Source organism: Streptomyces sp. NBC_00726 (genome assembly GCF_045161735.1).
In the GTDB taxonomy this organism is placed as follows: Bacteria; Actinomycetota; Actinomycetes; order Streptomycetales; family Streptomycetaceae; genus Streptomyces.
In genome coordinates this window covers 4440432-4454259 of the sequence record NZ_CP108983.1, presented here as the reverse complement: position 1 = coordinate 4454259, position 13828 = coordinate 4440432, and the positions used below count along the sequence as shown (strand labels likewise).

Sequence of the window (13828 nt, the reverse complement as noted above, 5' to 3'; positions counted from 1 at the left end):
GCGTTCACGATCACAGCACGGTCTCAGTCCCTTTCAGCCAGGTTCGGCCCCGACCTCCGGTGATCGCTGTGCGTCCCACCTCACTCCTAACCAGGCAGAGCCAGCTCGAACCACACCGTCTTGCCGCTCTTTCCCCGCCGGGTCCCCCAGCGCCGGGCCGAACAGGCCACGAGCAGGAGTCCCCGGCCGTTCTCGTCGTCGGGTCCCGCCGTACGTTCGGTGGGTGGGTCGGGGAGCGGATCGGAGACTTCCACGAGGAGACCGGGCCGGGCGGCGGAGTGGTCCCCGTCCGGGCGGGGGCGCAGCAGCCGCACCCCGATGGGGCCGGGTGTGTAGCGCAAGGAGTTGGTGACCAGCTCGCTGACCAGCAGCATCGCCTCGTCACCGACGGCGGCGTCGAGCCCCCAGCCGCGCAGGGTGTCGTGGACGGCGTGCCGGGCGGTGCGCACGGCGCCGGGGACAGCCGGAAAGCTCCACTCGGCTCGATCGCCTTCGGTATCGGTCACGCCGATCACTCCCAGAGCCGGCAACGGTGACGCCCTGTCCGCACGGGGCAAACAGCACATACCCGATAATCATGACCAAATACCGCCGGGATCGGCATGCGGGGCGTACGGGTGTACGGCGGCGCGCACGTACAAGTGCCCGGGAAGCGGGGGCGCACGCCCTGCGGCGCCACGCGCCGCACCATGATCCGCGCGCCGCGTCCTGATCCGCGCGCCGGCTCAGGCCAGGTCGCCCGACGCCCTGAGGTCGTCGAAGAGCAGCTGGTCGACGGGGGGTACGCGGTCGCGGTCGGCGTACGAGAACCACGCCACGTCCTCGATCTCGCTGCTGGCCGTCAGCTCACCGCTGAACCCGGCGGTGTAGCAGGCCATCCGGACCACCGCACCCTCCGGCAGGCCGGGTCCGCCGGCCTCGTACGTTCCCACGTGCGCGACGGACTCCGTGTCGATACGGACCGTCAGCTCCTCCTCGATCTCGCGCACCAGCGTGTCCAGGTCGCTCTCGGCGCCCTCCCGCTTGCCGCCCGGGATGTAGAAGACGTCCTTGCCGCGCGGGCGGGCGCACAGGATGCGGCCCTCCTCGATCAGCACCCACGCCACCGTGTCGATCAGCACCGCCGCCTCGCCGCCCGCCAGTTCGCCGATCGCCTCGGCCAGCCACTTCTTCTCCTCGGTGCCCGTGGCGCGGGCGATGCGCAGCATGCCCCGCCGGAAAAGCGTGGCCGCCTCCTCGGCCCGCACCGGCTCGCCGTCCCGGTAGAAGAAGCTCGCCGGGACGTCGAGGAACGCCTGCCTCCGGCGCAGGACGGCCGCCTGTCCGGCACGGTCCGGGAGGTGGTGCAGAAACGCGAGCAGCGTGAAGAAGCGCTGGCCGTCGGCGATTTCGGCGTCCGCGGGGCGGCCGAGCCGGATGTGCAGCTCCTCGCGCCCGGCCCCGGTGAGGGACAGGACGCGGCGGGGCGCGGCTCCCGTGCCGGGCTCGGTGCGCTGGTCGACCAGGCCCGCCTTCACCAGCCGGGAAATGGCCGGATAGAGCGCCCCGTCGCTCACCGTGCGGATGTGGCCGCCCAGGGCCTGGATGCGGGCCTTCAGCTCGTATCCGTGCAAGGACTCCTCGGCGAGGAATCCCAGAATCGACAGCTCCAGCACGCGCCGAGCTCCTTACCGCGTCCGTCATCCGCCTGCCCGTCAGGCGCTTGCCCGTCCGGCGTCCTCATGGTAGCTCTTTCCGCTGTACCTCGAATCGATGTACAGCGGAAAGAGGGGGCGGCCATGGAAGCGGCGGAGCACCGGCGCACGCTGGTGGTACTCGCGTATCCGGTCTACTTCGAGCTCCTGGCGGGGGTCACGGCCGGGATCATCAACATGGTCTGGGTGGCCCGGCTGGGCGGGGCGGCGGTCGCCGCGGTGGCCGCCGCCACCAATGTCGAGAACCTGCTGCTCGGCGTCATCCTGGTGGCCGGCTCGGGTACGACGGTGCTCGTCGCACGGGCCAGGGGCGCGGGCGATCCGGCGGCGCTGCGCTCGGCGGTGCGCGGCGGCTGGGCGCTGTGGGCCCTGGTCACCCCGGTGGTCGCGGTGGGCGGCCATCTCTGCCGCGCGCCGCTGGCCCGGCTCGTCCTCGGGAACGGCGACGGTGACGCGGCGGCGGCCCTGGCCACCGGCTACTTCGCGATCGCGCTGCCGGGCATCGCGGTGTTCTTCGCGACCAATGTGGTCGACGGCATCCTGAAGGGCGCGGGCGACACCCGCACCCCGATGCGGCTCGCGATCCTCGCGAACGGCCTGATCCTCGGTCTGGACCCGCTGCTCATCCTGGGGTTCGGGCTGGGGGTGCGCGGCGCGGCGGTCGCCACGGTGCTGGGCCGGACCGCCGCGCTCGGCTGCGGCCTGGTGGCGCTGCGCCGCAACGGCGTGCTGCGGCGCGCCGGTGCGGCCGGCGCGGGGCGGGTGCGCGGGGGTCTGGTGGCCGACGTGCGTGGGACCGCCGCCACGGGGCTGCCCATGTCGGCCGACTTCACCGCGCGGATGGCGGGGGCGCTCGCGCTCGTCGCCGTCGTCGCCCGGATCGGCGTGGCCGAGGTCGCCGCGTACGGGATCGCGACGAAGGCGATGTACGTGGCGACGATGGCCTTCTACGCGGTGCGCCAGGCTGCCGCCATCCGCACCGCCCATCTGCTCGGCGCCGGGCGCGACGCGCGGCGGGCCATCGGGCGGCAGGCGCTGCTGGTGGCCGCGGTGCTCGGCGTCACGGCCGCGGCCGCGCTGCTCGCGGGCGCGCCCTGGATCATGCGGGCCTTCGGCAGCGAGGGGGCGGTGGCCGGGGCCGGGGCGCTCTATCTGCGCTGCGCGGGGCCGTATCTGCTGTTGCTGGCCTGCTTCATCGCGCTCGGCGGCGTCTTCGAGGGCAGCGGCGCGAGTCCGGCCCTCGCCCGCGTCACCGCCTGCGGGGTCGCCGTCCAGCTCGCGCTGGCGTACGGCATGTCGGGGTGGGGGCTGCCGGGCATCTGCCTGGCCATGGGCCTCGCGACGGCGGCACAGTGCGCCGCCCTCACCCCCTTGTACCGGCGTACGGCGCGCTAGCGCGCCGTACGCCGCACCCATCCCCTACGACTGCGCGGCCTGCCCGACCCGTTCCACCCAGTACAGCTGCTTGTGCCCCCGGTCCTGCAACTTGTCCGCCGCTCGCTGGGCCTCGCCCTGCGTGGCGTATCTGCCCACGCGGTAGCGGTTGCCGTTGTCGTCCTGCCGTATCACCAGCCAGGGAAGCACGGCACCGCTGTCACCCATCGTGTTTCTCCCGAGCATCGCGCCCCTCCCCTGAACGATGTGCACGCTTCTAAGGAACTCCAGGAAACCCCGGTACGCATATGCCTGACCCTACGCCTGACCTTCACTCAACGGATACGTCTTTACACAAAGAGGTACCGATCCGGCCAGGAACGGACCAACGCCCTGGGGGCGCACTCACGTGAGTGCGCCCCCAGGGCGTGCAGCGGGAACGGGACATGACCATCACGGGGGCGGCGGCCCACCCGGCGGCACACCGGGGGCCACCGCCCGGGGCTCACCGCACCGGAAGCCGGTACCCCACCCGGTAGCGGTCGGCCGGCACCACCACGTCGGCGGTCTCGACGGGCCGCCCCGAGGCGTAGAAGGTCCGCTCGACGACCATCACCACATGGCCGGGGACCCCGCCCAGCGCCAGGAGCTCCTCCGCAAGCCCCGGGCGCGCGCCCACCTGCTCGGCCACGTTGTCCACGACCACGTCGATGGCGGCCATCCGCTCGACCACCCCGCAGCCGCCCAGCGGGCCCTCCTCCGGCAGCATCACCGGCGTACGCCCCGTGATGGCCAGGGGCTCCCAGGAGGTGGAGAGCATCACGGGCTCACCCGCCGCCCGGAACACGTAATGCGTGCGCATGACGCGGTCGTCCGGTTCGATCCCGAGCCGGGCGGCGATCTCGGGGCTCGCGCCCTCCTGCTCGCTGCGCGACTCCCAGGTCCCGCGCACCCCGTCCGCCGCCTGCTCCTGGCGGAACGGGCCCGCGCCCGCCTCGGGCCGGAAGCCGGAGCGCTCGATCATGCGGGGCACCGGCCGCTCGCGCACATACGTCCCCGAGCCGGACCGGCCCTCGACCAGGCCCTCCGCCATCAGGACCTTGCGCGCCTCCAGCGCGACGGTGTCCGAGACCCCGTACTCCTCGCGGATGCGCGCCTGCGACGGCAGCCGCGTGTGCGGCGGCAGCACACCGTTGACGATCTTCTCTCTCAGATCGCTCGCCACGCGCAGATAGGCGGGCTGCTCGCCGAAAGCCACAGGCCACTCCCCAAGAGGTTGACGGACTGCGACAGCGTCGCAACCGTGGGTTCCGGACCGCAAGCGCAGGCCAGAGTTTCACTCGAAGTGATGACATTGGGCAGGCCCGCGCATGGATCGCGCACGGCCCGCCAGACATGGACCCGAACCCCTTTAAGCCGCCTTTGCCAAACCCTTGACCCCGTTTGGTCCAGACCAATAACTTCTGGCCTCATGCGTCGAAGAACCCTGTCTTCACTCGCCATCGCCGCCTGCGCTGTCACGCTCGCGGCCTCCTTCTCCCCCGCCGCCAACGCCTCGTCCGGGCACGGTGGTCACGGCGGCGGCCACGGCCACCACGGCTCCGCGCCCGACTACAAGCGCGTCGGCTACTTCACCCAATGGGGCGTCTACGGGCGCGACTTCCAGGTCAAGGACCTGGAGACGAGCGGCACCGCCGCCAAACTCACCCACATCAACTACTCGTTCGGCAACGTCAGCGCGGACGGCAAATGCTTCACCGGCAATGTGCCCGGCGAGGCCGACGCCTGGGCGGACTACGTCCGTCCGCTCGACGCGGCCGGCTCGGTGGACGGGGTCGCCGACACCGACGACCAGAAGCTGGCGGGCAACTTCAACCAGCTGCGGGAGCTCAAGGCCGAGCACCCCGGCCTCAAGGTGATGATCTCGCTCGGCGGCTGGAGCTGGTCCACGCACTTCTCCGACGCGGCCCGCACCGCCAAGTCGCGCAAGGCGCTCGTCTCCTCCTGCATCGACCTGTACATCAAGGGCAATCTGCCGGTGGACGGGACGCGCGGCGGCGAGGGCGCGGCGGCCGGGCTGTTCGACGGCATCGACATCGACTGGGAATGGCCGGGATCCGCCGGTGACACCGACACCGTGTACCGCCCGGAGGACAAGCGGAACTTCACCGCCCTGGTCCACGAGTTCCGCACCCAGCTCGACGCGTACGCGAAGAAGACCGCCCGGGCCGAGAAGGGCCGGCACCACGGCGCGAAGCCCAAGCACTACGACCTCTCGGCGTTCGTCCCGGCGTCCCCCGAGAAGATCGACGCCGGCTTCGACGTGCCGCGCATCATGCGGGACTTCGACTTCGTGAACCTCCAGGGCTACGACTTCCACGTCTCCGGCGAGGCGAGTACCGCCCAGCAGTCCGCGCTGTACGCGAAGAACGACTACAGCGTCGACCGGACCGTGCGGGACTGGCTGAAGCGGGGCGCGCCGGCGCACAAGCTGGTGATGGGCATGCCCTTCTACGGCCAGGGCTGGACGGGCGTGACCGGCGGCGGCGACGGCCTCGGCCAGCCGGCGGCGGGCCCCGCCCCGGCGACCTGGGCGGCCGGTTACGAGGACTACAAGGCCCTCAAGGAACTGGCCGAATCCGGTACGTACAAGGTGCACCGGAACGCGCGCGACGGCAGCGCCTGGCTGTTCGACGGCAGCACTCTGTGGACGTACGACGACCCCCGGGTGCTGCGCACCAAGGCCGCGTACATCCGCGACCACCGGCTCGGCGGCGCGATGTTCTGGTCGCTGGACGGGGACACCGAGGACGGCGAGCTGATCACCGCCGTCGACCGGGGTCTCTCCTCCCGCCGCTAGCAGCGTTGAACGCCCGGGGGGCGGTCGCCGGGCGCACCGGCGACCGCCCCCCGGGCGTACGTACGGTCACCAGTCGACAGTGTCCGTCCAGATCGACTGAATGTAGCCCGAGCCCCACGGGTTGGCGGCGACGGACTTCTGGCCGACCGGTGCCCAGTTGCCCAGAACGATCCGCTGCGGAAGGCGCGGGTCGAGCGCCCTGAGCACCGCGTGGACGCGATGGTGCCCGGTACCCGAGGTGCACAAGCTGGATATCTGGCTGCCGCCGGGGCTGACCGTGCAGTTCGTCGGCGCTGCCTGGGCGGTGGGTGCCGCGGTCAGCATCGCGCCTACTGCGGCCATCGCCAGGGCCGTTGCGCCTATCACACTACGCTTCCGGAACATGTGACTCCTCGGTCCAGTGAGTGGGTCCTGCCACGATCCGCCCGACTCCCGAAACCTGCGGAGTTCCCGAGGCTTCTGGAGATCGCGTGAAGGATCCTGCACATATGTGACGACATTGACAAGAGCGTCGCCCAGTTCGGTCCAGACCAATCCGGCCGAACCAGGGTCCGGAACCCCGCATAGGGAAACCCCTCGGCATTCGCCGGGTGCCTGGCAGCCCCGTCGGGCGGCTCCCCACACTCGTGCGTCGGCACCGCCCTCACCACCCCACGGGACGGTGGCCGGATTCCGCCTGTACGAGGTGAAAGGACACCCCCGTTCCTATGTACATACGAAGAGCCACGAGGCTTCTGACGGCCACTCTGGCCTGTGCGTGTGCCTCCGCCATCGCCCTCCCCGCCGCGTCGGCCTCCCCGGCGCCGCCCGCCCCCGCTCCCACCGCCGGGCCCCATGCCTTCGCCCCGGCCCCGTACACGACGAATCCGACGGCCGCGGTCCGGCGCGATGTCGAGGCCGACGCGAAGAAGGCCCTGTCGGCGCACGGCCGCGCCGCGCACCGCGGCGGTTCGGACGCCTTCACGGTCCGGAATCTGGTCGTCGACCGCGACGGCTCCGCGTCCGTGCGCTTCGACCGCACGTACAAGGGCCTGCCGGCGTACGGCGGCGACGTCGTCGTCCACCTCAAGAGCGACGGCAGCTATGAGTCGCTGACCAGCGCCGCCGAGACCGCGCCCACGCTGTCCACCGACCCCGGGCTCACCGCGTCGCGCGCCGCGAAGCTGTCGGAGAAGGCGTTCCGGGGCTCGGCCGACACGGTCTCGAAGCCGCACCTCGCCGTGCAGCTGGACGGCACCGCGTCCGCCCTGGTCTGGGAGACCGTGGTCAGCGGGGTCCGCCCCGACCAGACGCCCAGCCGGCTGCACGTCCTGGTCGACGCGCACTCCGGCAAGGTCCTGCGCACCCGGGACGAGGTGAGCACCTTCGCGCCCGAGGGCGCGGCCGCCCGGTCCCGTACCACCGAGGCCACCGGCGCCACCGCGCCCGCGCCCTCCGCCGCCGCCACCGCGGTCACCGGCCGTTCGATCTACAGCGGTCAGGTGTCGCTGGACGCCACCCAGTCCGGCAGCGGGTACAGCCTCCAGGACCCCTCGCACGGCAACGGCTACACGACCAACCTCAACCACGCCACCAGCGGCACCGGTTCGCTGTTCACCAGCTCCACCGGCACCTTCGGCAACGGCTCCCCCAGCGACCCGGCGTCGGCCGGCGCGGACGCGCACTACGGGGCGGCCATGACGTACGACTACTTCAAGACGGCCCACGGCCGCAGCGGCATCTTCGGCGACGGCCGGGGCGTGCCCTCGCGGACCCACTACGGCAACGCGTACGTGAACGCCTTCTGGGACGGCAGCCAGATGACGTACGGCGACGGCCAGGGCAACCAGCGCCCGCTGGTCGAGCTCGACGTCGCCGGGCACGAGATGTCGCACGGCGTGAGCGGCGCGCTCACCGGCTGGGACGAGACCGGTGAGACCGGCGGGATGAACGAGGGCACCAGCGACATCTTCGGCACGCTGGTGGAGTTCTACGCCAACAACCCCGTCGACCAGCCCGACTACACCATGGGCGAGCTGATCAACATCAGCGGCAACAACCAGCCGCTGCGCTGGATGAACCAGCCCTCGCTGGACGGCGCCTCGCCCGACTGCTGGAACAGCAACAACGGCAGCCTGGACCCGCACTACTCGATGGGCCCGCTCAACCACTGGTTCTTCCTGGCCGCCGTCGGCAGCGGCAACCACGGCTACGGCAACAGCCCGACCTGCAACAACTCCACGGTCACCGGCATCGGCAACGACAAGGCCGGCAAGATCTGGTTCAAGGCGCTGGCCACGTACGCCAACAGCCGTGAGAACTACCACCAGGCGCGCATCGACTCGCTGAAGGCGGCGGCCGACCTCTACGGCGCCCACTGCACCGAGTACAACACCATCGACGCCGCCTGGGCGGCGGTCAGCGTCACCGGCGCCGACCCGGTCCCCGGCAACTGCGGCAGCCAGCCCGGCTCGCCCTCGGTGACCAACCCCGGCAACCAGACGACCGCCGTGGGCACCGCCGTCTCGCTCCAGATCCAGGCGAGCAACCCGGACGGCTCGACGCTCACCTACAGCGCGAGCGGCCTGCCCGCCGGCCTGTCGGTCAACTCCTCGACCGGCCGCATCTCCGGCACCCCGACCACCGCGGGCACCTCGTCGGTGACCGTCACCGCGAAGAACACCGCGGGTGCCACCGGCACCGCCGCCTTCACCTGGACCGTCAACGGCGACGGCACCCCGCCCGAGGGCTGCGGCAACCTGCCGGCCTGGAGCGCCACCACCCCGTACACCCCGGGCGACCAGGTCTCGTACAACGGCCACACCTACACCTCGCAGTGGTACTCCACCGGTGCGGAGCCGGGGGCCCCGGGCTCCTGGGCGGTGTGGACCGACGGGGGCGCCTGCTGAGCCTCTGACGTAGGACACCGGCCACGGCGCGCGCCGCACGCGCCGTGGCCGGTCAACACATGTGCACCGAGGCCCCGTTGACCTCTCCCCCGGCCGGATCTACATTCGGGCCTGGTCATGGGCGGGCCCCGTCGCACGGGCGGCGAGGGTACAAGGCTGCGCGCGAAGGGGCCCCGATGACCCGCACCGGACACGACCGTTCCGCCTCCCCCGGCGGCACCCGCGCCGCGCTGCGCGAGGCGGCCCGCGCCCAGCTGGAGGGCGGCGGCTCCGTCCTGCTCACCGGCCCGGCGGGCATCGGCAGGAGCACGGCGGCGGTACGGATCGCGGACGGCTTCGCGGCGCGCGGCCACCGGGTCCTGCGCTGCTCCCCGTCCCCGGCCGACCGGGACAGCCCGTTCCTCGGGCTGATCGACCTGCTGGGCCCGGCCGGCGACGAGGCCCTGGCCCCGTTGGCCGCCCATGAGCGGTCCGTGCTCGAAGGCGCCCTGCTGCGCGGGACGCCGCCCGCCGGCGCCGACCCCACGGGCGGCCGGGACGCGCTGGTCCTGCGGGTCGCGGTACGCAAGGTGCTCGCCGCGCTCGCCACCGCGGGCCCGCTGCTGCTGGTCGTGGACGACGTGCAGTGGCTGGACGAGCCGACGGCCCGGGTGCTGCTGTTCCTGGCCCGCCGCACCGGTCCGCACCACGCCGTGCTCGCCACCCTGCGCACCGCGCCGCACACCGGCCCGGACGCCTCGGCCGCGCGCGAGCTGTGCCCGCAGCCGGTACGGACGCTGCCGCTGCCGGCCCTGACGGTGCGCGAGATCGCGGACGTGCTCGACGCGCACGGACTGCACGGCGGACCGGCCTGGCCCCGGCAGCTGGTCGCCCGCCTCCACGAGGCCGCGTCCGGCAATCCCCGTACCGCCCTGGAACTCGCCGCCGGGCTGCACGAATCGGCCGCCGCCGGGGCGCCGCTCCCCGACTCCTGGGAGCCGCTGCCGGTCCCCGGATCGCTGAGCCGGCCCGTGCTTGACCGGGTGGAGGCGCTGCCGGCGCGGGCCCGGCAGCTGCTGCTGACGGCGAGCGCGGCGGCCCGGCCGACGGTGGAGCTGCTGCGCCGGGCGGGCTGCCGGCAGGCCGCGGCGGACGTCGACACCTGCGTACGGCACGGGCTGCTGGCGCCGCCGGACCGGGGCGCGCTGCGGTTCGCCGATCCGCTCACGCCGATGGTGCTGGAGGCGCGGGCCCCGTACGCACTGCGGATGGACGCGCACCGCGCGCTGGCCGATGCGGCCGACGACCCGGTGGAACGGGCCCACCACCTCGCCCGGCTGACGGCGGGCCCCGACCCGGCGGTCGCGGACCGGCTGGCGGAGGCGGCGTCGGCGGCCAGGCGCCGGGGCGCACCGGGCACGGCGGCCCGGCTCGGGCGGCTCGCGGCGCGCCACACCCCGGCCGGCTCCGGGCACACCGGCACGGCCCGCCGGCTGACCGCCGCCGAGGACGCACTGGACGCGGGCGATCTGGACTTCGCCCGGGAGCTGGCGTACGAGGTGCTGGGCGACGCGGTCCGGCCCGCCGACCGGGTGCGCGCCTGGACGGTGGTCGTGGACGCCTCGGGGCAGGCGATGTCGGAGATCGCGGACGTGTTCCCGGAGGCGGTACGGGACGCGGGCGACGACCCCGGGCTGCTGGCGCCGCTGCATTACCGGATGAGCTGGCACGCCTGGATGGTGGGCGGTTCGGCGGAGCGGGCCCGCGATCACGCCGCGCGCGCCGCGGGGCTCGCCGCGCGGGCGGGCGACCGGCGGACCGAGGTGCTGGCGCTGACCCAGCAGGCGTCCCTGGAGCTGTTCCTCGGGCGGCCCGACGCGGAGTCGACGCTGGCCGCCGCGCTGGCCGCGCCGCACGACGCGTACGCGATGAGCCACCACAACGGGCCGATCTACCTCAAGCACCGCTTCCACCTGGCACACGACCAATTGGACGAGGCGCGGGCGGAGCTGCGGACGCTGGTGTACACGCTGCGGCAGCGGGGTTCGGCGGACTGTCTGAGCCAGTGTCTGATCGGTCTCGCCCAGCTGGAGATCCAGCGCGGGCGGTGCCGCCAGGCGCTGTCGATGGCCCGGCAGAGCCTGCGGATCACGGAGCACGCGGGGCTGAGCCAGGGGCCCGCCTGGTACGTGGTGGCGCTGGCCGAGACCGCGGGCGGCAGCCTGAGCCAGGCCCTGGCGGCGGCAGAGGCGGCGAGGCGGCACAGCGAGGACGACGACGACCGGCTGTTCCTGCCGAGGGCGCTGCACGCGGAGGGCCGGATCAGGCTGTTCGGCGGTGAGTTCGGGCGGGCGGCCGGGCTGTTGCGCCGTACGGCGGAGCTGGAGAGCGCCCAGGGTCAGGGCGATCCGGCGGCCCGCCGCTGGCACGCCGATCTCGCGGAGGCCCTGGCGCGCTCCGGGGCGGTGGACGAGGCGGATTCGGTGATCGACCGGGCCCGCGCCCAGGCTGCCCGGCTCGGCCGCACCGGCGTTCTGGCGACCCTGGACCGGGCGGCCGCGGCGGTGTGCGAGGAGCGCGGGGGCTTCGGGGCCGCGGCGGTGGGGTACGAGGAGGCGGCGGCACGGCTGCGGGCCGCCGGGTATGCCCTGGAGGAGGCGCGGACCCGGGTGGCGCTGGGCCGGGTCCGCCGCCGTCTCGGGGACGAGGGCGGCGCGCATGCCGCGTTCACGCAGGCGCTGCGGGTGTTCACGGCGGCGGGGGCGCGGGCCTGGGTCGCGGGGGTACGGGCGGAGCGGGACCGGTCGGACGAGGCGCCGCTGCTGCATCTGGACGACCAGGCGTGGCCGGAGCGGCTGAGTTCGACGGAGCGCAGTGTGGTGACGCGGGTGGCCCAGGGGGCGACGAACCGGGAGATCGCGGCGGGCCTGACGCTCAGCGTGAAGACCGTGGAGGCGGCGCTCACCCGGTCCTATCGCAAGCTGGGGGCGAAGTCCCGGGTGGAGATCGCGCGGATCGTGATGACCCGCCCTGCGATATGACGTCTCGTCAAGATTCTTACGTACAAGCCATGTTCACACCCGGGCCCTATTACGTACAGAACTATTGACGAGTACACGCCCGTGGGTATGGTCTAGACCTAAGGTGAGCCGTGGTCGCCCCCGGGCGGTCGTCGGCGTGCGCGGGGGCTGCGGGCGGCGCCCCCCTCGCCACCGGCCGTACCCCTGCCCCCACCGCGCCGGCACCCCCCAGACACGGGCCGCTGCCCGGTGCGGGCATGTCCGACCGCTGCCGTCACCCCACGGCAGTCCCCAGCGAAGGAGTTGGCATGAACGCGAAGCGAAAACTGGCCCTCGTGCTCGGTGCGGGAGTCGCCCCCCTGCTCGCGGTGGTCCTGCCGGCCACCACGGCCAGTGCGCACGGTTACGTCTCCTCGCCGCCGAGCCGCCAGGCGCAGTGCGCGTCGGGTGTGGTCGACTGCGGCCAGATCAAGTACGAGCCGCAGAGCGTCGAGGGCCCCAAGGGCCTGATGAGCTGTAGCGGAGGCAACGCGCAGTTCGCCGAGCTGGACAACGACAACAAGGGCTGGAAGGCGACCCCGGTCGGCAGCTCCGCCGACTTCTCCTGGACGCTGACGGCCCGCCACGCCACGAGCACCTGGCAGTACTACATCGGCGGCTCGAAGATCGCCGAGTTCAACGACAACGGCGCCCAGCCCGGCGCCACCAAGACCCACCATGTGAACCTCGGCGGCTACTCCGGCCGCCAGAAGGTACTGGCCGTCTGGAACATCGCGGACACCGCCAACGCGTTCTACGCCTGCATCGACCTCCAGATCGGCGGGGGCGGCACCCCCGGCGACGGTGACGGCGACGGCGGCGACCCGGGCGACTGCGCCGCCTCGGCGTGGGACGCCGGCCGCGTGTACAACGGCGGCGACACGGTCTCGTACAACGGGCACACCTGGCGCGCCAAGTGGTGGGTCCAGGGCGACCAGCCCGGCACGACCGGCGAGTGGGGCGTCTGGGAGGACCTCGGCACCTGCTGACGCGCGTCTCTCCGCGGGGCTCCGGCCTCGCGGAGAGGTACGTACGGGGCCGGGCTCATGCCGCGTACGACTCGCTCCGCGCGCTGCCCCCGGAGGCGAGGACCTTACGGGTGACCCGCTCGGCGATCGCGGCGACCAGGGCGCGCGGCCGGCGCGGCAGCAGGTGCGCGGACAGGGAGTTGCCGAACCCCGGGGTGACATAGGCGCGGTCGCGGTCGAGGGCGGCCAGCGCGGCGCGCACGACCGGCTCCGGGGTGCTCATCGACCCGTTGACGGCTGCCTCACGGGTGCCGATCGCCTCGAAGAACGGGGTGTCCACGGGCCCGGGGCACAGGGTGAGCACACGCACGCCGCGGCCGCGGCACTCCTGGCGCAGGGACAGCCCGAAGTTCAGCACGAACGCCTTGGCCGAGCTGTAGACCGCGAAGTACGGGGCGGGCTGGAAGGCCGCGGTGGAGGCGACGTTGACGACGGCGCCGGTGCCGCGTTCCAGCATGCCGGGGAGCAGGGCGTGGGTGAGGCCGACGAGCGCGACGACATTGACCATCAGCTGGTCGTGGTCGCGCTCCGCGTCGATGTCCTCGAAGCGGCCGCAGGTCCCGAACCCCGCGTTGTTGACCAGCAGTCCGATCCGCAGGCCGAGCGCGTCGAGCCGGCCGGCGACGGCGCGGGCGGCGCCGGGCTCGGCGAGGTCCTGGACCAGGACGTGGGCGCGGACGCCGTGCTCGGATTCCAGCCGCGCGGCGAGGGCGGTGAGCCGGTCCTCCGAACGCGCGACCAGGACGAGGTCGTGCCCACGGGCGGCGAGCTGGGCGGCGAACTCCGCGCCGAGCCCGGAGGAGGCACCGGTGACGAGGGCGGTTGCGGGCATGGGAGGTCCCTTCGCTGGACTGGCCGGACTGAACGAGTAACTGAGACATCACCGTACACCTTTCCCAACTAACTGCAACGGGTAAGTCTCACTTAACCCAGAGGTGGCGCACCC

The 13828-nt window shown here is 73.1% G+C and carries 11 protein-coding genes and 1 pseudogene; 5 read left to right on the top strand and 7 right to left on the bottom strand.

The genetic code is table 11. The features are described 5' to 3' along the window. Positions 1-86: 86 nt before the first annotated feature. The 3 genes and pseudogenes from OG338_RS20075 to OG338_RS20065 all read right to left on the bottom strand — a co-directional run. Positions 87-515 (bottom strand): ATP-binding protein, encoded by a 429-nt coding sequence (locus OG338_RS20075; RefSeq protein ID WP_405940476.1) that lies wholly within the window; start codon positions 513-515, stop codon positions 87-89. 210 nt (positions 516-725) lie between these two features. Then, complete coding sequence (locus OG338_RS20070) at positions 726-1121, bottom strand: NUDIX domain-containing protein (RefSeq protein WP_405940475.1); 396 nt, start codon at positions 1119-1121, stop codon at positions 726-728. A 309-nt stretch (positions 1122-1430) separates the two neighbouring features. Next, positions 1431-1655, bottom strand: a pseudogene (locus tag OG338_RS20065) (PadR family transcriptional regulator); the annotation flags it as partial. A 123-nt stretch (positions 1656-1778) separates the two neighbouring features. On the opposite strand from OG338_RS20065, the gene OG338_RS20060 reads away from it, so the two are divergent. Then, positions 1779-3089 carry an MATE family efflux transporter gene (locus OG338_RS20060; RefSeq protein WP_405938640.1) on the top strand — a complete coding sequence of 437 codons (1311 nt, stop codon included), beginning with the start codon at positions 1779-1781 and terminating at the stop codon, positions 3087-3089. A gap of 24 nt (positions 3090-3113) precedes the next feature. On the opposite strand, the gene OG338_RS20055 is transcribed toward OG338_RS20060, so the two are convergent. After that, positions 3114-3314, bottom strand: a complete 201-nt coding sequence (locus OG338_RS20055) for an SPOR domain-containing protein (protein ID WP_405938639.1) — start codon at positions 3312-3314, stop codon at positions 3114-3116. A 259-nt stretch (positions 3315-3573) separates the two neighbouring features. Next, positions 3574-4326 (bottom strand): GntR family transcriptional regulator, encoded by a 753-nt coding sequence (locus OG338_RS20050; protein ID WP_405938638.1) that lies wholly within the window; start codon positions 4324-4326, stop codon positions 3574-3576. A 213-nt stretch (positions 4327-4539) separates the two neighbouring features. On the opposite strand from OG338_RS20050, the gene OG338_RS20045 reads away from it, so the two are divergent. Continuing rightward, on the top strand, positions 4540-5928 hold the full coding sequence (locus OG338_RS20045; RefSeq protein WP_405938637.1) for a glycoside hydrolase family 18 protein: 1389 nt from the start codon (positions 4540-4542) through the stop codon (positions 5926-5928). Positions 5929-5994: 66 nt separating this feature from the next. Here OG338_RS20045 and OG338_RS20040 read toward each other — a convergent pair whose 3' ends face one another. Further along, on the bottom strand, positions 5995-6294 hold the full coding sequence (locus OG338_RS20040) for a hypothetical protein (protein ID WP_405938636.1): 300 nt from the start codon (positions 6292-6294) through the stop codon (positions 5995-5997). 341 nt (positions 6295-6635) lie between these two features. Here OG338_RS20040 and OG338_RS20035 point away from each other — a divergent pair, with 341 nt between their 5' ends. From OG338_RS20035 to OG338_RS20025, 3 genes are all read left to right on the top strand, one after another. After that, positions 6636-8816, top strand: coding sequence for a M4 family metallopeptidase (locus OG338_RS20035; RefSeq protein WP_405938635.1), 2181 nt, complete (start codon positions 6636-6638; stop codon positions 8814-8816). A 176-nt stretch (positions 8817-8992) separates the two neighbouring features. Then, positions 8993-11836, top strand: coding sequence for an AAA family ATPase (locus OG338_RS20030; protein ID WP_405938634.1), 2844 nt, complete (start codon positions 8993-8995; stop codon positions 11834-11836). A 287-nt stretch (positions 11837-12123) separates the two neighbouring features. Beyond that, positions 12124-12843 carry a lytic polysaccharide monooxygenase gene (locus OG338_RS20025; protein ID WP_405938633.1) on the top strand — a complete coding sequence of 240 codons (720 nt, stop codon included), beginning with the start codon at positions 12124-12126 and terminating at the stop codon, positions 12841-12843. 55 nt (positions 12844-12898) lie between these two features. Here the strand turns inward: OG338_RS20025 and OG338_RS20020 are convergent, their stop codons facing one another. After that, the gene (locus tag OG338_RS20020) at positions 12899-13714 is read right to left on the bottom strand and encodes an SDR family NAD(P)-dependent oxidoreductase (protein ID WP_405938632.1); all 816 of its coding nucleotides are present in this window, start codon (positions 13712-13714) and stop codon (positions 12899-12901) included. Positions 13715-13828 lie beyond the last annotated feature (114 nt).

Excerpts from the sequence above, each read along its gene's own strand:
- OG338_RS20060 (WP_405938640.1), top strand. The coding sequence starts at position 1,779 with ATGGAAGCGGCGGAGCACCGGCGCACGCTGGTGGTACTCGCGTATCCG.
- OG338_RS20055 (WP_405938639.1), bottom strand. The coding sequence starts at position 3,314 with ATGCTCGGGAGAAACACGATGGGTGACAGCGGTGCCGTGCTTCCCTGG.
- OG338_RS20020 (WP_405938632.1), bottom strand. The coding sequence starts at position 13,714 with ATGCCCGCAACCGCCCTCGTCACCGGTGCCTCCTCCGGGCTCGGCGCG.
- OG338_RS20030 (WP_405938634.1), top strand. The coding sequence starts at position 8,993 with ATGACCCGCACCGGACACGACCGTTCCGCCTCCCCCGGCGGCACCCGC.
- OG338_RS20045 (WP_405938637.1), top strand. The coding sequence starts at position 4,540 with ATGCGTCGAAGAACCCTGTCTTCACTCGCCATCGCCGCCTGCGCTGTC.
- OG338_RS20025 (WP_405938633.1), top strand. The coding sequence starts at position 12,124 with ATGAACGCGAAGCGAAAACTGGCCCTCGTGCTCGGTGCGGGAGTCGCC.
- OG338_RS20035 (WP_405938635.1), top strand. The coding sequence starts at position 6,636 with ATGTACATACGAAGAGCCACGAGGCTTCTGACGGCCACTCTGGCCTGT.